This is a genomic window from Limnohabitans sp. B9-3, from assembly GCF_002778325.1.
Taxonomy (GTDB): domain Bacteria; phylum Pseudomonadota; class Gammaproteobacteria; order Burkholderiales; family Burkholderiaceae_C; genus Limnohabitans; species Limnohabitans kasalickyi.
The window spans coordinates 89516-109113 of record NZ_NESI01000001.1 but is presented as its reverse complement, the minus strand read 5'-3'; the positions used below and the strand labels follow the sequence as shown (position 1 = coordinate 109113).

The window sequence follows — 19598 nt, the reverse complement described above, 5'->3', positions numbered from 1 at the left end:
TCATGTACACACGCTTTTGCGCCGCCTTAGCGCGGCTTTGTTTGAAGGTGGGCGTTGGCGGCATGGGACTGCTGATTGCCGCCGTGCTCTACCAAGTCGTCGGTCGGTACGTGTTCAACGACACGCCCACTTGGGCCGAGAGTGGTGCCGTGTTGTTGGTGCTCTACGTGACCATGCTGGGCATGGCCGTGGGCGTACGCGATGCCGGCCACATTGGCTTGGAGTCTTTGTTGGTGCTCGTGCATGAGGGCGTGCGCTTGAAGATGGAGCTGCTGATTCACGCCCTCGTGCTGGTGTTTGGCCTGGTCATGGCCTACAACTGTGCGGTGTTGGCGCAAAGCGTGTGGAGTTACAAGATCCCGACTTTGGGATTGTCAGAGGCCTTCAAGTACGCACCCCCTGCTATTGCAGGCGTCTTGATTGCTTTGTTTTCTTTGGAACACATCCTCGCCTTGTTGCAGGGTGAAGAGGTAGAACCCGCATGGCACTGACGATTTTGTGCGTGAGCTTCACGCTGTTGCTGCTGTTGGGCGTGCCTGTGGCGTTCTCGATTGGCTTGTCGTCGTTGGCGACGCTGTTTTACGAAGGCTTGCCGCTCGCGGTGGGCTTTCAGCAAATGATTTCGGGCATGAACCCGTTTTCGTTCCTCGCGATTCCGTTCTTCATTTTTGCCGGCGAGATCATGATGTACGGCGGCATTGCCGACAAGATCGTCGATTTCGCCAAGTCGCTTGCCGGCCATGTGCGCGGTGGCTTGGGCATGAGCAATGTGCTGGCTTGCACGTTGTTTGGCGGTGTGTCAGGTTCACCCGTGGCCGACGTGTCGGCGATGGGGGCGGTGCTGATTCCGCAAATGAAAAAAGAGGGCTACGACGCTGACTACGCGGTCAACGTCACCACCCATGCGTCCTTGGTGGGCGCCTTGATGCCCACCAGTCACAACCTCATCATCTTCACCTTGGCCGCCAGCGGCAAAGTGAGCATTGCGGCCTTGATCTTGGCGGGCATCGTGCCCGCCATTTTGCTGACCATTTGCAACTTGGTGGCGGCGTATGCGGTGGCGGTGAAGCGCGGTTACCCCGCAGGCACCTTCCCCGGCTGGTCCGTGGTGTGGTATTCATTTTTGCAGTCACTGCCTGGATTGTTTGTGGTGGTCATCATCATCGCGGGCATTTTGTCGGGCGCGTTCACTGCGACCGAGTCGGCCTCGGTGGCGGTGTTGTGGGCGTTGTTCTTGGCCGCGGTGGTCTACAAAAAGCTCACGCGCGAACAGCTGTTGAAGGCGGCAGCCAAAGCGGTGAAGAGCACCGGTGCGGTGCTGTTGCTGATCGGCATCAGCTCCATGTTTGGTTACTTGATTGGTTTGTATGGTGTGGCTGAGTTGACCGGCAATGCGTTGACGGGTTTCAGCACCACGCCTTGGGTCATCTTCTTGTGCGTCAACATCATCTTGTTTGTGTTGGGCACCTTCCTCGACATGGCCGCCACGATTTTGATTTGCACGCCTATCTTCTTGCCCATCTGCCAACAAATGGGCATGAGCACTGAGCAGTTCGGCATCGTCATGCTCATCAACTGTGCACTGGGCCTGAACACCCCACCTGTGGGCACCACCCAGTTTGTGGGCTGCACCATCGGCGGTGTGTCGGTAGGCACGGTGATGAAAACCATTTGGCCGTTCTATGGCGGTTTGATCGTCGCCTTGATGTTGGTGACTTACGTGCCCTCGTTCTCGATGTGGCTGCCCAATTTGATTTTGAAATAAGCCCCAAGCGGCACATTCACCTGAACTGACACATCCTTATGAACCCAGGTCCCGCCATCCCATTTGCTACCAGCTCTCGCTACCCTGATCCTCGCATTGAGGTGTTGGACGAGCGGTTCCTCAAATTGCGCGTGTTCAGCAGCAGCGTGGAGCAACTTTTCAGCGGCATGCGTTGGGCCGAAGGCCCTGTTTGGTTTGGCGATGGCCGCTACCTGCTGGTGTCTGACATTCCTTCCAACCGCATCTTGCGTTGGGATGAGACCTCCGGTCAGGTCAGTGAATTTCGCACGCCCTCGAACAACGCGAACGGCCATACGCGCGACACACAAGGGCGCTTGTTGAGTTGCGAGCATCTGTCCCGCCGCATCACGCGCACCGAATACGATGGGCGCATCACGGTACTGGCCGATCGCTTTGACGGCAAGCGCCTCAATTCACCCAACGACATCATCTGCCAAAGCAATGGTGCGATCTGGTTCACTGACCCGCCCTTTGGCATTGCGGGCGATTGGGAGGGCGACCCTGCGCCGGCCGAGTTGCCCCAAGCGGTGTACCGCATTGATCCAAAGACGGGCGAATTGCAACAGGTGTTGCCTGATGTACCGGGCCCCAATGGCTTGGCCTTTTCACCCGATGAATCGGTGCTCTACGTGGTGGCGAGCCGTGCCAAGCCACACCGTCAAGTGTGGGCGTACGACGTCGATGCGCAAGGTGCGTTGTCAAACCGGCGCGTGGTGATTGATGCCCAAGGCCCTGGCGCTTTGGACGGCATCGCCATCGATGTAGATGGCAACCTCTGGTGCGGCTGGGGCAGCGATGGCTCGGCGCACGGCAACCCTGAGCAACTCGACGGCGTGCGTGTGTTTGCCCCAGATGGCACGGCGATTGGCCACATTCACTTGCCCGAGCGTTGTGCCAATGTCTGTTTTGGGGGCGCTAAAAACAACCGACTTTTCATGGCCAGCAGCCACTCGCTGTATGCCATTTACACCAACACCCGCGGCGCGAACGCGCTCGGTTGATATCAACTTAAGAAGAGACTTTTCTATGAAAAAACGCAATTTCTTAATGTCCTGTGTGGCAGGTCTTTTGGCTGTTTCAGCGGCCTACGCTTGGCCCGATAAAAACGTGACCTTGGTGGTTCCTTTCCCACCCGGTGGTTCCACCGATTTGATCGCTCGCACCCTCGCACCTAAGTTGCAAGAGAAGCTGGGCGGCACCTTCATCACCGACAACAAAGCCGGTGCCACGGGCACGATTGGCGCGGGTTTTGTGACGCGTGCTGCGCCCGACGGCCACACCTTGTTTGTGTCGTCTTTGGGCCCGTTCGTGATCGCCCCGCATTTGTTGACCAAAGTGCCTTACGACGCCTTGAAGGACTTTGACTACATCACCGTCGCCGTGCAAGCGCCCAACGTGTTGGTGGTGCCCGTGAACTCGCCCCACAAATCCATGGCCGATGTGATCGCTTTCCAAAAGGCCAATCCCAACAAAATGACCTTTGCCTCTTCCGGCAACGGCAGCAGCGACCACCTGACGGCCGAGTTGTTCTGGCTGCAAACCGGTACCACGGGCATTCACGTGCCCTACAAAGGCGGTGGCCCCGTGATGACTGATTTGCTGGGTGCGCAAGTGGATTCATCGTTCATGAACATCAACACGGCCATGCCGCAAATCGTGGCGGGCAAGTTGCGTGCGCTCTCAATCACCAGTGCCAAGCGCTCGCCCTTGTTGCCCAATGTGCCGTCGTTGGAAGAGTTGGGCATCAAAGAAGCCAACGTCAACTCTTGGCAAGCGGTGGCAGCGCCTAAAGGCTTGCCGGCTGACATCAAAGCCAAGTTGCATGCCGCCATCGTCTCGGCCTTGAACGACCCGCAAGTCAAACCCAAACTGTTGGAGTTGGGGTTTGAAATCGTGGCCAACACGCCCGAGCAATTCACGGCATTTCAAGCGGCAGAGTTTGCGCGTTGGAAGAAGCTGATTGAAACCCGCAACATCAAAGCAGACTGAACGATTTATGACCCATACCCCTGTGACGCAAGCCCCTGTCATCACCCAACTGCGTGTCATCCCCGTCGCGGGGCATGACAGCATGTTGCTCAATCTTTCGGGCGCACACGGCGCATTTTTCACCCGCAACATCCTCATCCTTACCGACAACGCGGGTCGCACCGGCATTGGGGAAGTGCCTGGCGGCGAAAAGATTCGCGCCACGTTGGAAGACGCCACCGAGCTGGTGGTGGGCCAAAGCATTGGCAATGTGCAAGCCGTGCTCAACACCATGCGCACCCGCTTTGCCGACCGCGATGTGGGCGGGCGTGGCTTGCAAACCTTCGATTTGCGTACCACCATCCACGCCATCACGGCGGTGGAGTCGGCCTTGCTTGACTTGCTGGGCCAACACCTGAACGTGCCTGTGGCCGCGCTGTTGGGCGAAGGCCAGCAACGCAGCGCGGTGGAGATGCTGGGTTACCTGTTCTTTGTTGGTGACCGCACCCAAACCGATTTGCCGTATCGCCAAGAGGCCGATGCCGACAATGCGTGGTTTCGCTTGCGCAACGAAAAAGCCATGACGCCTGAGTCGGTGGTGCGTTTGGCCGAAGCCGCGCGTGAGAAATATGGCTTTAATGATTTCAAACTCAAAGGTGGCGTGTTGGCGGGCGAGGCTGAAATTGAAGCCGTCAGCGCCTTGCACGCACGCTTCCCACAAGCCCGTGTCACCTTAGACCCCAACGGCGGCTGGTCGCTCAAAGAAGCCATTCGCCTAATGCGCGACATGCGGGGCGTGGTGGCCTACGCCGAAGACCCTTGTGGTGCCGAAGAAGGCTTCAGCGGTCGCGAAGTCATGGCTGAGTTCCGACGCGAAACCGGTTTGCCCACTGCGACCAATATGGTGGCCACCGATTGGCGACAAATGGTGCATTCCCTGTCGCTGCAAAGTGTGGACATTCCCTTGGCCGATCCGCATTTTTGGACCATGGCGGGTTCGGTGCGTGTGGCGCAAACCTGCCGCGATTGGGGGCTGACTTGGGGCTCGCATTCCAACAACCATTTCGACGTGTCGCTGGCCATGTTCACCCACGTGGCGGCGGCTGCACCCGGCAAAGTCACGGCCATTGACACCCATTGGATTTGGCAAGACGGCCAGGGACTGACCCAAGAGCCGCTGCAAATTGTGGATGGTCATGTGCAGGTGCCTAAAAAACCGGGCTTGGGCATTGCACTGGACATGGCCAAAGTCGAAGCCGCGCATCAGCTGTACTTGCAACACGGCTTGGGCTCGCGCGACGATGCGACGGCCATGCAGTACTTGATTCCAGGTTGGAAGTTTGACCACAAGCGCCCTTGCATGGTGCGTTAACAGGACACAGATCACCTCATGACCAAGACTTCACGTTCCTTGATGGCTGTCGCCTGGTGTGTGTTGTCCATCACGTCCGCTTGGGCTTGGCCAGACAAAGCTGTGACCATCGTCGTTCCGTTTCCGCCAGGTGGCGGCACCGACACAGGGGCCCGTATCGTGGCTCAAAAGCTCAGCGTCAAGTGGGGCCAGCCCGTCACCATTGACAACAAAGGGGGCGCAGCGGGGCAAGTGGGGGCCGACTTTGTGGCGAAAGCCAAACCCGACGGTTACACGCTTTTGATGGGTAACGTGGGCACCCAGTCCATTAATCCAGCGCTGTACAAAAAACTTCCCTACGACCCTGACAAAGCGTTTGTCCCCATTTCGTTGGTGGCCGAATTACCCCTGGCGATGATGATCAACCCATCGGTCCCAGCGAAGTCTGACAAAGAATTCATCACGCTTGCCAAAAGCCAACCCGGCAAACTGAACTACAGCAGTTCGGGCGCGGGTGGCGGTCCACATTTGGCCGCCGAAATGTTCAAAGATGCCACCGGCACCTTCATCGTGCACGTCCCGTACAGAGGCGGCGGCCCTGCTATCACGGACTTGTTGGCAGGCAATGTGCAGCTGTCGTTCATGACGGTGTTGGAGGCCAGCGGTCACGTCAAGGCCGGCAGACTGCGGGCTTTGGCCGTGACCAGTGAACAGCGTGTGAGCGCTTTGCCGGATGTGCCCACCTTGGCCGAGGGCAGTATTCCTGGGTTTAATTCGATCAGTTGGATTGGTCTATTGGCACCCGCGGGAACGCCAACAAGCCTGGTTGAAAAAATGTCTGCAGACATCCGCGAGGTTGTTGAGATGCCGGATGTGAAAAACCGCTTGATCGATTTAGGCGGCATTCCTAAAACCTCATCGCCAGCTGAATTCAGCAAATTCATCGACAACGATCGCAAGCGTTACACCGCCGTCATCAAAACGCGCGGCATCACCGCAGACTGAATGAGCTCTGCGGATTCCAACCATTCACTGAAAGGTCATCTATGAAATTAGGATTTATTGGCTTAGGCATCATGGGCGCCCCCATGGCGCAACACCTGTTGGCCGCTGGCCACGAGATGTTTGTACGCACCCGCAGCAAAGTGCCCGAAGGCTTGCAGGGCGCCACCGTGTGCGCCACCAACGCCGATGTGGCGCGTGCGGCCGACATCATCTTTTTGATGTTGCCCGACACGCCCGATGTGCAGACCGTGTTGTTTAGCAAAGACGGCGTGGCCGAGGGCTTAAGCGCTGGCAAAGTGGTGGTGGACATGAGCTCCATCTCGCCTATCGACACCAAGGCCTTCGCCCAACAAGTCAACGCCAAGGGTGCAGAGTACCTCGATGCCCCCGTGTCAGGTGGTGAAGTGGGGGCCAAGGCTGCGAGCTTAACCATCATGGTGGGCGGTACAGATGACACGTTTGCGCGTGTCAAACCATTGTTCGAGTTGATGGGCAAAAACATCACCCATGTGGGCGGCAACGGCGATGGTCAGACCACCAAGGTGGCCAACCAAATCATCGTTGCACTCAACATCGCTGCGGTGGGTGAGGCTTTGCTGTTCGCCAGCAAAGCGGGTGCTGATCCCGCCAAAGTGCGCGCTGCTTTGATGGGTGGTTTTGCATCAAGCCGTATTTTGGAAGTACACGGCGAGCGCATGATCAAGCGCACGTTTAACCCGGGTTTTCGCATTGCGCTGCACCAAAAAGATTTGGGGTTGGCCCTCAGCGGTGCCAAGGCCATGGGCGTGGCATTACCGCAAACCGCCTCAGCGGCGCAACTCATGCAAGTGTGTGCTGCCCAAGGCTGGGACCAGCTGGACCACTCGGCATTGGTGAAATCCCTAGAGCTCATGGCGTCACACGAGGTCAGCGAAGGCTGATATCCTTTTCTTATGCACATACCTTCACTCAAAAACCAAGTCAGCCCCGAAGAATGGGCCCTGCGTGTGGACCTCGCCGCGTGTTATCGCCTCGTGGCGATGTACGGCATGAGCGATTTGATCTTCACGCACATCAGCGCCAAGTTGCCTGACAGCGTGTCAGGAGATTCACCGCAGTTCTTGATCAATCCCTATGGTTTGATGTTCGACGAAATCACCGCTTCGTCGTTGATTCGCATTGACATGGCGGGCAACCAAATCACGCCGTCTGAGTTCCATGTCAACCGTGCAGGGTTTGTGATTCACAGCACGATTCACGACGCCCGTCACGATGCCGTGTGTGTGTTGCACACCCACTCGCGTGCGGGTGTGGCCGTGAGTGCGCAAAAGGCGGGTGTGTTGCCTATTTCGCAGCAGGCCACGCTGTTGATGAGCTCGCTCGGCTACCACGACTACGAAGGCTTGGCGGTGCACGACGATGAGCGGGCGCGCCTCAAGGCCGACATGGGCAGCAGCAACTACATGGTGCTGCGCAACCATGGTTTGTTGACGGTGGGCAAGACGGTGGCTGACGCCTTTTTGGCCATGTACTTCTTGGAGTCCACCTGCCAAATTCAAATCAGCGCCCAAGCGGGCGGTGAGCTGAGCATGGTGCCGCAAAAGGTGTTGGACGGTGTGGAAACCGCCATGCGCCTGCAGCAAGCACAAGGTTCTGCGGGTCTGTTGGCTTGGCCTGCCCTGTTGCGACGACTGGATCGACTCAATCCGGGGTACGACGCTTAACGCTTCATGTGCCGCCTGCATCCGGCCAACAAAAAGCCCGCTGAAAATTTCAGCGGGCTTTTTTGTGGGCCATCGGGCTCTGTGGCAGAGCCCGATGTCAGACACTCACCGATCAGTGGTTGTCGGTCAACTGGTCCAGAATCGCTGGGTTTTCAAGCGTCGAGGTGTCTTGTGTGATCGCCTCGTTCTTGGCCAAGCTGCGCAACAAGCGGCGCATGATCTTGCCCGAGCGGGTCTTGGGCAAGTTGTCGCCAAAGCGGATGTCTTTGGGCTTGGCGATGGGGCCAATTTCTTTGCCCACGTGGTCACGCAAGATTTTGGCAATCGCTTTGGCCTCGTCACCTTCTGGACGTGAACGCTTCAACACCACAAACGCGCAGATGGCTTCGCCAGTGGTGTCGTCAGGACGACCGACCACCGCAGCTTCGGCCACCAGCTCGGTGCAACTGACCAAGGCTGATTCGATTTCCATCGTGCCCATGCGGTGGCCCGACACGTTCAACACGTCGTCGATACGGCCCGTGATGGTGAAGTAACCCGTTTTTTCGTCACGAATCGCGCCGTCGCCCGCCAAGTAGTACTTGCCTTGGAACTCGTCGGGGTAGTAGCTTTTCTTGAAGCGCTCTGGGTCACCCCAAATGGTGCGAATCATCGACGGCCATGGGCGCTTGACCACCAAGATGCCGCCTTGACCGTTGGGCATGTCGTTGCCCGCTTCGTCCACGATGGCCGCTTGAATGCCGGGGAAGGGCAAGGTGCAAGAGCCGGGCACCATGGGTGTGACGCCTGGCAGTGGGGTGATCATGTGACCGCCGGTTTCGGTTTGCCAGAAGGTGTCCACCACGGGGCAACGGCTGCCGCCCACATGCTTGTAGTACCACTCCCAAGCGGCTGGGTTGATCGGCTCGCCCACCGACCCCAACAAACGCAGGCTCGACAAGTCGTAGCTCTTGGGATGTACAGCATCGTTGGCTTCGGCCGCTTTGATGAGTGAACGGATGGCGGTGGGTGCGGTGTAGAAAATCGAGACTTTGTGGTCTTGAATCATTTTCCAGAATCGGCCAGCGTCTGGGTAAGTAGGCACGCCTTCGAACACGATTTCAGTGCCGCCCAAAGCCAAGGGGCCGTAGGTGATGTAAGTGTGGCCTGTGACCCAGCCGATGTCGGCAGTGCACCAAAACACGTCGTTGTCTTTCAAGTCGAACGTCCACTTGGTGGTCAAGGCGGCGTGCAGCAAGTAGCCGCCGGTACTGTGTTGCACGCCTTTGGGCTTGCCTGTCGAGCCCGATGTGTAGAGCAAGAACAGGGGGTGCTCAGCGCCCACCCATTCTGGTTCGCAAGTGGTGGCTTGCTTGTCGGCCAAGTCGCCCAACCATTGGTCACGGCCTGCGACCATGGCCACATCGCCACCGGTGCGTTTGACCACCAACACGTTTTTCACAGAATCGCAGCCGCCCAACGAGATGGCTTCGTCGACGATGGCTTTGAGGGGCAGGTGCTTGCCACCGCGCACTTGTTGGTCAGCGGTGATGACGGCCACCGAGCCAGTGTCTTCAATGCGGTCACGCAAGGATTGGGCAGAAAAGCCGCCGAACACCACCGAGTGGGTGGCGCCGATACGGGCACACGCTTGCATGGCGGCCACGCCTTCGATCGACATCGAGATGTAGATCATCACGCGGTCGCCTTTTTTCACGCCGACTGATTTCAGGGCGTTGGCATATTGGCAAGTTTTGGCCAGCAATTGGCTGTAGGTGGCTTTGGTCACTTCGCCGCCGTCGGCTTCGAAAATGATGGCGGTCTTGTCGCCCAAGCCTTTTTCGATGTTGCGGTCTAGGCAGTTGTAAGAGGCGTTCAACGTGCCGTCTTCGAACCACTTGAAGAAAGGGGCGTTGCTCTCGTCAAGCACTTTGGTGAAGGGGGTCTTCCAGCTCAGCAACTCGCGTGCTTGCTCGGCCCAGAAGCCTTCGTAATCCGTCTCCGCTTTTTGGCACAAGGCGTCGTAGGCGGCCATGCCGGACACGTTGGCCTGTTTAACGAACTCTGCGGATGGCAGGTGAATGGTGATGTCGCTCATGGAAACGGTCTCCTCTTGATGGGTCAACTAACTTTAAAACCCTACAACTGTGGGGCTGAGCTCTTACAAGGGTCTGACTGAGTCGAGGCTGACAATCGCCGGACGCCTATGAGTGCTCCTTGTTCAGGCTGCGGTCTGATCGTTTGGCATCAGGTCTGCCAGAGGGAGATGAATATTCAAATGCTGGGCGATGAACGCCCGCGCTGTGTCTTGCCAAGTGCCTTGTTTGGAGCCGGTGTGCATCAACCCAGGGTCTTGGTCTTGGCCTTGGTTGAAGTCCAAGGGGGTGGCAAAGCGCAGCTCGAACAGTTCGTAATGTGGCAGGTAAAGCTTTGGCGCTTGCCGGCTGGCGGCCGAGATGGCACGCAGGCGGCCTTGGTGGCTCCAGTCGCACAGCAACAAATCGCCCATGCGCAGCATGAGCACGCATTGGTTGGGCGCGATTTTTCCTAAGATTTGGGCGTAGCTCAAATCGCCCTCGGGGTCGATGCGTGCCAGTTGTGCGGCTGCATCGGAGCCCAAGGCCACCCAGGCTTCGCTGATGTGACCCCCTTGCGAATAGGCTTGCCAAAACTGGCGGCGGTAGGGGCCGATGTCGTCTTGGGTGTGTTTCAAAATGTCAAAAAACGCGTCCAACGTGCGTGCAGTGGCCCAGCGGCTGGCGGTGGCGATGGCTTCGCGGCGCACGCCCAGCCATCCGGCGTGGTCGTGACGCGGATCGCCTAAGGTGCGCAGCAGTTCAGACAGCAACGCGTTTTGCAACTCGGGCGGCGGGGAGCGTTCAAACCACGGCGAAAGCAAGTTGTAGGCAAAGTCGTCGCGGCACAGCGGGTAGCGAAAGCGGCGTGTGTCGGTGTTGGGCGCATGCACAGCCCATTCGCAAATGCGCCGCACGAAGGTCAAGCTGCTGCGCACGTCTTCGGGCGCTCTCAAGGCCAGCGCAAACGCTTGGCGGCAAAACGGGCTGAGCCAAAAGCCTTCGCTCAGGCTGTGGTGACTTTGCCACTGCACCAAGCTGACATCCGGTGGCAAGCTCAAGATGTCTTGGGCGATGTTGGCTGGGCCGAGCTTGGGGTCAAACATGTCGAGCTCGGTGACCAAACGGACCAAGCCCGCCGACTGACCCTCTTGTAAAGACTGAATCACCCTGGGCTGTTTGAAGAAGGTCCCTGCGGCTTTGGCAAGTTTGAGCAGCACCGGATTGTCAAGGTCGAAGTGCTGCCAATAGGTGTGCAGCATGCTGCGGCCCCAGCGCATGGGTCGGCGGCTGCGCACGGTCTCGTGCAGGGTTTGGGTCAAGTAACGGTCGACCAAGGCTGTTTGCGTGTGCAGCCCACGACCGCCGCTGAGCCACAGCGCGTAGGGAATGTGTCGCCAGTCACGCAAACGTGGCGTGAGGGTTTCTTCCGTGGCTGATGCCATCGCTTGCCGCGCTGCATGGGGCAGCAAAGGTGCAAAGTTCACGGCTTCGAAGGCGGCGTAGGTCCGTTCGCCCGCGGTTCTTAAATCGGGGTCGTTGCCAATGCCATTTCCTCGTTTGATGCGGGCTGCAAGTGCCAGCTGGTCAAAGTCGAGGGGCAGGGGCGCAAACAACACAGTCATGCAGGCTTGGGCTTTCAGCGGACGGTTTCTTGCATCTTTTTCAAGGTGCTGCTGGCGCCTTTGGCAGGTGCGGTGTCACCGGCTTGAAAGGCCAGTACAAAGCGCAGTTCGACACGGCGGTTTTGTGCGGCGTCTTTTTTGTTGCTGGGGCGTTCATCGGCGTAGGAGCTGATGCCAAACACGGGTTGCTCGCGTTCGTTGCGAAAGTATTGCATCGGGCCTGCATTGAGCTCTTTGTAGACGGCGCGGGCTCGGTCGAGTCCCAAATGCCAGTTGCTGTAGTCGCCACGTTGCAAGGGTACCGAGTCGGTGTGACCCTCGATCAGCACGGTTTCAATTTCAACGTGCTGTGGGTTAGGCGGACAGTTGGCCGGCAATTGGCGACGCTGCGAATAGATGTAGCACGGCAGCACCTGTTGCAGCTGCTCGGCCGATTGGCGCAGGGCGCGCACGCCGTTGGCCTCTAAGTCAGGGCGACCGCGCGCAAACAAAGTGTCGGTGGGCAAGGTGATGACACCCGAAGCTTGGTCGATGGCCACCGGTACACCGGCTTTTTGCAAACGGCTACCGATGGCTTGCACCACGCCGGCCAGTGGGTCGGGTGGGTTGTCAATTGGAATCTCAGGCTTGCGGGCCAGCAACACCATCACCATGACGATGAAAATGAACAAGATGCCAATCATCAAGTCACTGGCCGAGGCCATGTAGCCCGACTCTTCGACCTGCTCGTTGACGGCGGAGGGACGGCGGCGTTGGATCAACATGGGTGAACGCTCAACATTCAGCGCTTCACGGGCAGGGCGTCGATGAACTCATCCAGCACCTCTTCCAAGTTGCTGATGCTTCCGCCGAGTTGGGTCACCGCCGTGGCCAAGTGCTGGTCCATCTTGATGTGCAGATCGGCCACTTGGCTGGTGTAGCCCGATACGCCTTGGGTGATGGCGCTGACCGTGCCTTGCAGCGCCTCTTGCGCGTCTTGCATGTGGGTGCGCACTTGGCCCAAGGCCGAGTCGGCCGCTTGAGCGCTGGTTTGCAGCGTTTCCACCGTGCGGCCCAGCGCTTGGTTCATGGGCACCAAAGCATCTTTGAAATCGGTGGCGGCTTCGCGTTGCAAGGCCACCGAGTTTTCGATGGTGCTGGCGCTGCCCTTGAAGGCTTCTGCGGTTTGCTGAATCAACCCCACCGTGCCCTCTAAACCGCGCATGGCGTTTTGCACCGTGGTGATGGTTTGGCCGAATTTGCTGAGTAAAGATTCGAGTTGGATTGCGCCTTGGTGGCCCGAGTGGTTCATGCGCTCTAGGGCTGTGTCGAGTTCGTTCACCGTGCTACGGGTGTCTTGCACGGCTTGGGTGAGCATGCCGACGGCATCGTTGAACGAGGTCAGGCCGCTTTCCATGCCTTGCGTCAGCGCAGCGCCGGCTTTGCTGAGTTCACCAGCCGCTTGTGTGCCTGCATTGCCAAAGCTTTTGCTGGAGATTTGGATGCTGTCGGCCAAGCTGGCGAGTTTGTCAAAGGCGGGTTGCATGTTGCGCGCCAAAGACTCACCCACGGCATCGGCAAAGTCGCCTTCTAAGCGGCGCAGTTGGCCCACTTGGGTACGGTTTTCGTCCAAGATGTCTTGGAATAGTGCAAGTTGCATGCGCACGCTGGCTTCGGCCGCGTTGTCGGGCACGCGTGCGCGCAAGGTGTGGCACAACGAGTCGATGCTGGTTTGCAGGTTTTCGAGAGAAATCTTGGCACGCCAACTCCACAACAACGAGCACAACAAACCCGCAATCGAGGTGATGAACTTGCCGCCGGCCGTGGCGATCAGCGATTGCAGGGCTTGGTCTTGCTGGCGCGCCGACACATCTAAAGCGTTCAAGGCCAAACCGGCTTGTTGCAAGGCCATGGCCAAAAAGATGAACGTACACATCAAGCCAAAGCCAATCAGCAAGTTGGGCATGGTTTCGAACAAGGCCAAATTGAGGCGACCGCCCAACACGCTGCGCACCGTCCAGGTGTCGGCGTGGCTGCGAAAGCTGTAGCTGGTGCGTTGGCTGGGGTTGGCGCCGCTTTGGCTGCCGTGTGGCGCGGGCAAGTCGATCAAACCGGCTTCGGTCTCGCGCAGCAAAAATTTCAGCTCCTCATCTTGCGTTTGGCGTTCGGCTTTGAGCAAGGCGTCGCGGCTGCTGCCGGTGGCGGAGGCCAGCCAGTCATTGAGCTCGCGCACTTGTTGGCGCACGCTGGCGATGCGGGCAGTCCACATCGAAAAGCTCAAAATCGCAAAAACAAAAATCAGGGCCGCAATGGCCAGTGGCATAGCCAGCTGTTCGAGTTGGGCAAGGTATTGGTTCATCGGCATAGCCCTATTGTGTCTAAAGATCGGGGTGATCCAAACCGCCCGAACGCATCACGCGTCGCGCGCAAGCATTCCAAAGCAGGCCCACGTTGGGGACCCACAGGGTGAGGCGCTCGCGGGCGCGTGTGAGGCCGGTGTAAATCAGTTCGCGCGTGAGCACGGGCGAGTCTTGCGCTGGCAAGGCCAGCAGCACATGGCGGAACTCCGACCCTTGCGACTTGTGCACAGTCATAGCGAACACGGTTTCCACGCTTTCAAGCCGCGAGGGCATGACCCAGCGCACCGGTGACGGCGGTGTTTGGGCTGTGGCAGAAGGATCAGCGCTCGCTGGAAAAGCCACGCGCAGCACGCCGTTGGCATCGGGCAGGCACAGGCCAATGTCGCCGTTCATCAAGTTCAGTGCGTAGTCGTTGCGGGTGACCATGACGGGGCGACCGGCGTACCAAGCGCTGTCCCCCAGCCCCAAGGCGCGTTCAATGTGGGCGTTGAGCTGCATCACGCCCAGCGGACCTTCGCGCACGGCGCACAACACGCAAAACTCGGTGAAAGCGTTGAGCAGTTTCAAGGCCTGTTCGTCACGGCAAGGTGCGGCAGGTCGTGTTTTGTGGGGGCGGTGTGCGTCCAGCAAAGCCAGCCAATGACGCCAGCCGTGGCGCAGGCCCACCGCTAACTTTGGGTCGCTGGCGCTGGTGAGCTGCAAGCGCGTCACATCGGGCTCGGGCATGTCGCCATCCAAGCGTTGTTGCAAGGGCAAGCTGGCCAGCCATTCGGGGGCCGCTTTCCACAAGGCTTTGAGCGCGGGGGTGTTGTTGGCTGTCGCGTGATTCACCGCCTGCGCCCATTGACCAATGCCGCTTTGGGCACCAAAGCGGTGGCTGTGCGTGAGCGTGACGGTTTGCGCGCGCAGCAAAGCGCCGGTGCACAGCTGCGACATCACCGCACCGGCCTCGACGGAGGCCAGCTGGTCTTTGTCGCCCAGCAAGATGAGACGAGCCGTGGGCGGCACGGCTTGCAGTAGGCGCGCCATCATTTCCAGGTCGATCATGGACGCTTCATCGACCACCACCACATCGGTGGCGAGTTGGTGGGCAGGATTGGCACGGCTGTTGGTTTGCAACAGGCGGTGCAAAGTTTGCGCTTGGGTGGGAATGCGGGCCTGTAACTCGGCAGGCATTTTGGTCAGCGCGTTGCGGATGGATTCGGTCAAGCGCGCCGCAGCCTTGCCCGTGGGTGCCGCGAGGTGAATGTGTAAGTCGCGTTGCGCTGTGCCCACCAACAAAGCCAGCAGTTTGACCACCGTGGTTGTTTTGCCCGTGCCTGGGCCACCCGTGATGAGGGTGATGCGGTTTTGTGTCGCCACCTCGCAGGCCAAGCGTTGCAGGTCGGGTTCAGCACCGGTGGGGGGGGGGGTGTCGGTGGAAGGGAATAGGGCGTTTAGGCGCTGCTGCAAGTCAGCAGGCACGTCGAATGGCAAGGCCAAACGCTGGCTGATACGCTGGCGAATGCCTTGTTCTGCCGCCCAAGCGCGGCGCAAATACAGGCGATCTCCATAGGCGCTATGGCCATGCTGGTTCTCTTGCTGTTTGTCTGCGCCTTGCACGAGCACCAAGGGGCTGGCTTCACCTTGCGTCCAAGGTAAGGTGGCGGCTGCGTCTCGCAGGTCAGTGGGCAGGAGGGCGATTTGCTCGTCGCTCCAGCCCAACAGCGCGCCGGCTTCGGAGGGCAAGGCTGCCAAATCCAAACAGGCGTGGCCTCGGCCCCATTGGTGGCTGGCGAGTGCGGCCAGCCAAAGATGGCGCGGGTCATCGCTGGGTTGCTTACTTTGCAGCAAGTTGGCCAGCGATTTGTCTAAACCTGTCAGGGGGGCCGTCTGTGCCCAAGACGATTGCAGCAGTGGGGAGAGCGTGGGTGTGGTGGACATGCAAAGCGGTGACGCAGGGTCTGCGGTAGAAATCAGTTTACTTGTAAGCGCACAAATCCAACCCGTGGGTCATGGGCGGCACGGTGGTGAGGGTCTGCGGCAGCCCTCTTGCGTAAGTCTTGCGTAGATTTTTTGTCGAATTCGCGTTTAATTCGATGGCTCATGGCATTTTTTTAAATAAGTATCTAAAAATACCAACTTAACCATTAAATCCGCTTAATCCGTCAATTTGTTCATGCCCAGTCCCTCCTACCAACGTCTTGCCAGTTTGAGCTTGGGCGACCGCTCTGCCGTGATCCAAATGGCTTGGGAAGACAGGACCGCGTTTGAGACCATTCACGAGCGCATGGGCTTGGCTGAGCCTGAGGTAATTCGGCTGATGCGTGCTAAATTGACGCCGCGCTCGTTCAAGATGTGGCGCACGCGCATGCGTGGACGGGTCACCAAGCACCGCGCCCTGCGTCATGCCGACATGGATTTTGGTGACCATGCGGTGGCCGATCACCGTCGCGCCAATTGTTAGATTGAAGTTGCGCGGTTCAAGGTCATTCGGGCCTTGGGATCACTTGGTAAGACACCATTTTTCCTTGGGCGTCTACTTTGGCCAGCACCAAGTCACCTGAGCCGACGTTCTCGCCCATAAAGGCATGAATGTTGACATGGTGCGTGACCAAAATCAGCGCTTGGGGGCCCTTGGTTTGTCGACGCTCAGCAATGAACTTTTGCAAGGCTTGCGTTTGCTCGGGGGCTTTGTTCATTTCGTCAAAAAATGAGGCCAATGTCGGCTCTACTTTGAACCCTTTGAAGTTCAGCCGCTCCGCCGTGTCTTTGCAACGACACCACGCGCTGCTGCGCACATCGGCTGTTTTGAGCCCTTGCTTTCTGAGCCAATTGCCCACTGCCACCGCTTGGTTGCGCCCTTCAGCACTGAGGTTGCGTTGGGTTTTGCAGTCGTCCAGCGTGTATCGCGGCGGGTCACCCAAGCCAGGTGCCAAGGCATGACGCATCAACAGCACGTAGTCGCTGGATTCAAGTTTGTCAGACAAATCGCTGGCTTGCGCCCAAAAAGTAAAAAGGCCGCAGATCGCCGCCAAGGTGAGGTGTTTCAGGCGCATGGTTATTTCGCTGTCTTAAAACGATAAGAAAACTCAGTCGTCAACAAGTGGTCGATGGCGGTCGCGAGTTCAAAGTCCAGCCGCGTTAAGCCGTGGACGTCATGGGTCCACAGGCGCACGCGCATGCGGGTGTAGGTCGAGACAAACTCAGGGTGGTGGTTGTGACGTTCAGCCAGCGCACCTGCCTGCGCAAAAAACGCCATGGCGGTTGGAAAACTGTCAAAGGTGCAGGTTTTCTCGATGAAGTTTTGCACGAGATCCAGCGTCCAGCCTTGTAGCTGGGTCATGCCCATCTGGATTTGATCGGCATTGAGTTTTTCAGCCCGCATGCGTCAAGCTCTGCGCGTGAAAGACAAGGTGACATCGCCCAAATGGATGCCGAGCTTGGTCATGCGTGTTTTGTTCAGCATCACGCGGTCGTTCATCAGGTACATCCAGTCATCCATTTGTACGTTCAACACCGTGCCTTCCACAGGCAAGGCCAAGGTATAGCGCCAATTGAACGCGTTGCCTCGTGCCTGACCCTGCGCCACGCCCACCACATCGCCAGCAGTGCCTGAGTAAGCGCCGTTGCCTAAATCGGTCATCTGCCAAATGCGTTTTTCTTGGGTGCCGTCTGAGTACACAAAGTCTTCGTCGAGCGTGCCTTGTTTGCCTTGCCAAGTGCATTTCATCTCTACCGTGAAGCGTTTGACAACTTTGCCGTTGCGGTCGGTGAAGACGCCCCAAGCGTCGATCATGCCGTTGAAGTAAGTTTTCAAATCGAGCACGGGCTTTTCGGCCGCGTAGTCGTCTACCGTGGGGCTGGCGCAGCCGCTCAGAGTGGCGGCGCCGACAGAGCTGGCAATGCCAGTGGCTAAAAGCATTCGTCGATTCATCATGAGAAACCTCGCATTGGATTGACTAATTTTTTGGACAAAAACACCAAGATTGGCATGGCAAACATCCACGCCAAGCCCAATGGCAACCATGGAAATTTGGGCCCATCCCATGATGCAGCACCCAGCTCAGCGCCTGCGTAGTAAGAAAGGGGGCCAAACACCAAGCCTGCCAATGCAGACAATGCCAAAGGCTTGGTCTTCAAAAAAGCCATCGACGCATTCAGTGTCAGCGCGAACAACACCCAAAGCATCCACAGCCAAAACGGACTCAGCCCCAAGATGGCCAGACCTTGAAAGTGCATCACCCCAGCATATTGCAAAACTGAGTCAATGGCGATACCCATGGCAAGTGCCCAAGCCGCCAGTCGAAGGTCTTGTCTGGCGTGTGGCGCGTAGAAAAGATGCACAGAAGCCAGCACTAGGCTGTAAATCAACGCAGGAACTTCAAACCCATAAGCGACGCCGGCGACCAAGGCCCACCAAGCTGTTTGAAATCCAATGGCGTTGATGAGGATGTTCATGGAGTGATTCTAAAAAATCCTCTTAACCTTTGGTTTTTCGTGGGGATCTGAATTGGAAATCTATGCGCATAAAATGCGCATACCTTTTCAAAGGATCTACTATGCCGCGCATCAACGCTATCCCTGCTGCATCTCGCAAACGCCCTGTCAATCTGACCTTGAGCGAGGGCTTGGTGATGGATCTCAAAAGCTACACCTCCAATTTGTCCGCAACAGCGGAAGAGCTGCTGAGCGCCTATGTGGTTGAGCAAAAGCTAGCGCGGTCAAATCGTCAACAGCAAGCCGAGCAAACCGTGGCTGGCTGGAATGCCTTGCATGCCGAAGTCGGATCTTTTGCCGATGAGCACTCCACACTCTGATGGCTCAGTTTGACCTTCATCGCAACAAGGGGCCGTTGAAAGACACCATTCCTTATGTGGTGGTGGTTCAATCCTCTTTGTTTGACGGTTATCGCCGCCGTGTCGTCGTTCCCTTGGTGCGCCGCAGTGCTTTGCCTGCCGGCATTGTTGGCACGCGGATGAACCCGAGTTTCAAAGTGCGTGGCGCTGTGCTGGTGTTGCACCCGCTGGATATGGTGTCTGTAGCGCTGGATCAGCTGGGTGAATGTGTCGGGTCATTGGCAGACCACGGGCAAGAAATTGCAGATGCGTTGGATGAATTGCTGACACGGTCTTGGCATTGAGCCGTCAACGCGCCTACCAATCGCGATCATGGCTTCACTATCGCAGTGGCGTTTTGGTTTATGCAGCCACTCGCTGAAGCAAAGCTTCTTGTGCCAGTGTGTTGATGCTCTTGCCTTCGGCTTGAGCCACGATGGCCAGCTTTTCGTGCAACTCGGTGGGAATACGCAAATTGAACTTGCCTGAAAAATTGCGACGTGGCGCTATCCCTTTTTCTCTACATACCTCTAAAAAAACCTCAAGTGATTTTTTAAATTCAGCACGTAGCTCTTTTGGGTTTTTACCGTAAAAGTCTGCGCCGCCAGTGAGGCCTAGGATGTCACCTCTGAACATATCCAGTTCAGCGTCGTATTCAATTTTGGCGTTGTAGCCGTTGTAGGTCATCAAATTCATGGTGCGACTCCGTGTTGTTCAAACCACTTGCGAATGCTGGCGACTGCACCTTTGTCCGTATCGGGCGAGGGGTGTGGCCGATGAAACACGCGGACTTCATCAAACAGCACCACCGTAATACGGCTACCTTCTCGTTCGCTGATGTCTGCGCCTAGCTCTAAAAATAGAGCTTCTACATCACGCCATTGAATGTTGGCACTGACGGGGCGAGCGTAAACGGCGTCTAGGGTTTTTTGGTGTTTTCGCTTCATTTC

22 protein-coding genes are annotated in these 19598 nt (G+C 57.8%); 11 read left to right on the top strand and 11 right to left on the bottom strand.

Going from position 1 to position 19598, the window contains the following annotated elements:
• Positions 1–2: 2 nt before the first annotated feature.
• From B9Z42_RS00530 to B9Z42_RS00495, 8 genes are read left to right on the top strand one after another with little or no spacing between them, the layout of a single operon-like run.
• Positions 3–491 carry a TRAP transporter small permease gene (locus B9Z42_RS00530; RefSeq protein ID WP_100131390.1) on the top strand — a complete coding sequence of 163 codons (489 nt, stop codon included), beginning with the start codon at positions 3–5 and terminating at the stop codon, positions 489–491.
• Positions 482–1765: a TRAP transporter large permease gene (locus B9Z42_RS00525; RefSeq protein WP_100131389.1), complete on the top strand. Its 1284-nt coding sequence runs from the start codon at positions 482–484 to the stop codon at positions 1763–1765. Before B9Z42_RS00530 ends, B9Z42_RS00525 begins: the two co-directional genes overlap by 10 nt.
• A 38-nt stretch (positions 1766–1803) precedes the next feature.
• Complete coding sequence (locus B9Z42_RS00520; protein WP_100131388.1) at positions 1804–2787, top strand: SMP-30/gluconolactonase/LRE family protein; 984 nt, start codon at positions 1804–1806, stop codon at positions 2785–2787.
• A gap of 25 nt (positions 2788–2812) precedes the next feature.
• Positions 2813–3775: a tripartite tricarboxylate transporter substrate binding protein gene (locus B9Z42_RS00515; protein WP_100131387.1), complete on the top strand. Its 963-nt coding sequence runs from the start codon at positions 2813–2815 to the stop codon at positions 3773–3775.
• Between the two features lie 7 nt (positions 3776–3782).
• Positions 3783–5126, top strand: coding sequence for a glucarate dehydratase (gene gudD / locus B9Z42_RS00510; RefSeq protein ID WP_100131386.1), 1344 nt, complete (start codon positions 3783–3785; stop codon positions 5124–5126).
• A gap of 18 nt (positions 5127–5144) precedes the next feature.
• Entirely contained in the window at positions 5145–6110 is a 966-nt protein-coding gene (locus tag B9Z42_RS00505) for a tripartite tricarboxylate transporter substrate binding protein (protein WP_100131385.1), read from the top strand.
• Complete coding sequence (locus B9Z42_RS00500; RefSeq protein WP_233203496.1) at positions 6107–7030, top strand: 2-hydroxy-3-oxopropionate reductase; 924 nt, start codon at positions 6107–6109, stop codon at positions 7028–7030. The genes B9Z42_RS00505 and B9Z42_RS00500 overlap by 4 nt, the downstream gene beginning before the upstream one ends.
• Positions 7031–7042: 12 nt before the next feature.
• Complete coding sequence (locus B9Z42_RS00495) at positions 7043–7813, top strand: class II aldolase/adducin family protein (RefSeq protein ID WP_100131383.1); 771 nt, start codon at positions 7043–7045, stop codon at positions 7811–7813.
• Positions 7814–7925: 112 nt separating this feature from the next.
• On the opposite strand, the gene acs is transcribed toward B9Z42_RS00495, so the two are convergent.
• The 5 genes from acs to recD form a co-directional block, all read right to left on the bottom strand.
• Positions 7926–9890, bottom strand: coding sequence for an acetate--CoA ligase (gene acs / locus B9Z42_RS00490; RefSeq protein WP_100131382.1), 1965 nt, complete (start codon positions 9888–9890; stop codon positions 7926–7928).
• Between the two features lie 123 nt (positions 9891–10013).
• Positions 10014–11492: an EH signature domain-containing protein gene (locus B9Z42_RS00485; RefSeq protein ID WP_100131381.1), complete on the bottom strand. Its 1479-nt coding sequence runs from the start codon at positions 11490–11492 to the stop codon at positions 10014–10016.
• Between the two features lie 14 nt (positions 11493–11506).
• Positions 11507–12256, bottom strand: coding sequence for an OmpA family protein (locus tag B9Z42_RS00480; RefSeq protein WP_100131380.1), 750 nt, complete (start codon positions 12254–12256; stop codon positions 11507–11509).
• Between the two features lie 17 nt (positions 12257–12273).
• Positions 12274–13830 (bottom strand): hypothetical protein, encoded by a 1557-nt coding sequence (locus tag B9Z42_RS00475; protein ID WP_100131379.1) that lies wholly within the window; start codon positions 13828–13830, stop codon positions 12274–12276.
• 19 nt (positions 13831–13849) lie between these two features.
• Positions 13850–15754: an exodeoxyribonuclease V subunit alpha gene (gene recD / locus B9Z42_RS00470; RefSeq protein ID WP_100131378.1), complete on the bottom strand. Its 1905-nt coding sequence runs from the start codon at positions 15752–15754 to the stop codon at positions 13850–13852.
• Positions 15755–15989: 235 nt separating this feature from the next.
• On the opposite strand from recD, the gene B9Z42_RS00465 reads away from it, so the two are divergent.
• Complete coding sequence (locus B9Z42_RS00465; protein WP_100131377.1) at positions 15990–16277, top strand: TIGR03643 family protein; 288 nt, start codon at positions 15990–15992, stop codon at positions 16275–16277.
• Positions 16278–16299: 22 nt separating this feature from the next.
• Here B9Z42_RS00465 and B9Z42_RS00460 read toward each other — a convergent pair whose 3' ends face one another.
• Genes B9Z42_RS00460 through B9Z42_RS00445 form a run of 4 tightly spaced genes read right to left on the bottom strand, consistent with a single transcriptional unit; the run spans position 16300 to position 18271 of the window.
• Positions 16300–16869 carry a histidine phosphatase family protein gene (locus B9Z42_RS00460; RefSeq protein WP_100131376.1) on the bottom strand — a complete coding sequence of 190 codons (570 nt, stop codon included), beginning with the start codon at positions 16867–16869 and terminating at the stop codon, positions 16300–16302.
• A gap of 2 nt (positions 16870–16871) precedes the next feature.
• A complete protein-coding gene (locus B9Z42_RS00455) occupies positions 16872–17198 on the bottom strand; it encodes a 4a-hydroxytetrahydrobiopterin dehydratase (RefSeq protein WP_100131375.1) in 327 nt (108 codons plus the stop codon).
• Between the two features lie 3 nt (positions 17199–17201).
• Entirely contained in the window at positions 17202–17747 is a 546-nt protein-coding gene (locus B9Z42_RS00450; protein WP_100131788.1) for a DUF3833 domain-containing protein, read from the bottom strand.
• Positions 17747–18271 carry a DUF2878 domain-containing protein gene (locus tag B9Z42_RS00445; protein ID WP_100131374.1) on the bottom strand — a complete coding sequence of 175 codons (525 nt, stop codon included), beginning with the start codon at positions 18269–18271 and terminating at the stop codon, positions 17747–17749. Before B9Z42_RS00445 ends, B9Z42_RS00450 begins: the two co-directional genes overlap by 1 nt.
• A gap of 101 nt (positions 18272–18372) precedes the next feature.
• Here B9Z42_RS00445 and B9Z42_RS00440 point away from each other — a divergent pair, with 101 nt between their 5' ends.
• Positions 18373–18630 (top strand): type II toxin-antitoxin system CcdA family antitoxin, encoded by a 258-nt coding sequence (locus B9Z42_RS00440; protein WP_158235877.1) that lies wholly within the window; start codon positions 18373–18375, stop codon positions 18628–18630.
• Entirely contained in the window at positions 18630–18953 is a 324-nt protein-coding gene (locus tag B9Z42_RS00435; RefSeq protein ID WP_100131372.1) for a CcdB family protein, read from the top strand. The genes B9Z42_RS00440 and B9Z42_RS00435 overlap by 1 nt, the downstream gene beginning before the upstream one ends.
• A 58-nt stretch (positions 18954–19011) precedes the next feature.
• Here the strand turns inward: B9Z42_RS00435 and B9Z42_RS00430 are convergent, their stop codons facing one another.
• Both B9Z42_RS00430 and B9Z42_RS00425 read right to left on the bottom strand, forming a co-directional pair.
• Positions 19012–19344, bottom strand: coding sequence for a type II toxin-antitoxin system HicB family antitoxin (locus tag B9Z42_RS00430; protein ID WP_100131371.1), 333 nt, complete (start codon positions 19342–19344; stop codon positions 19012–19014).
• Positions 19341–19595 (bottom strand): type II toxin-antitoxin system HicA family toxin, encoded by a 255-nt coding sequence (locus tag B9Z42_RS00425; RefSeq protein WP_100131370.1) that lies wholly within the window; start codon positions 19593–19595, stop codon positions 19341–19343. Before B9Z42_RS00425 ends, B9Z42_RS00430 begins: the two co-directional genes overlap by 4 nt.
• Positions 19596–19598: the final 3 nt, after the last annotated feature.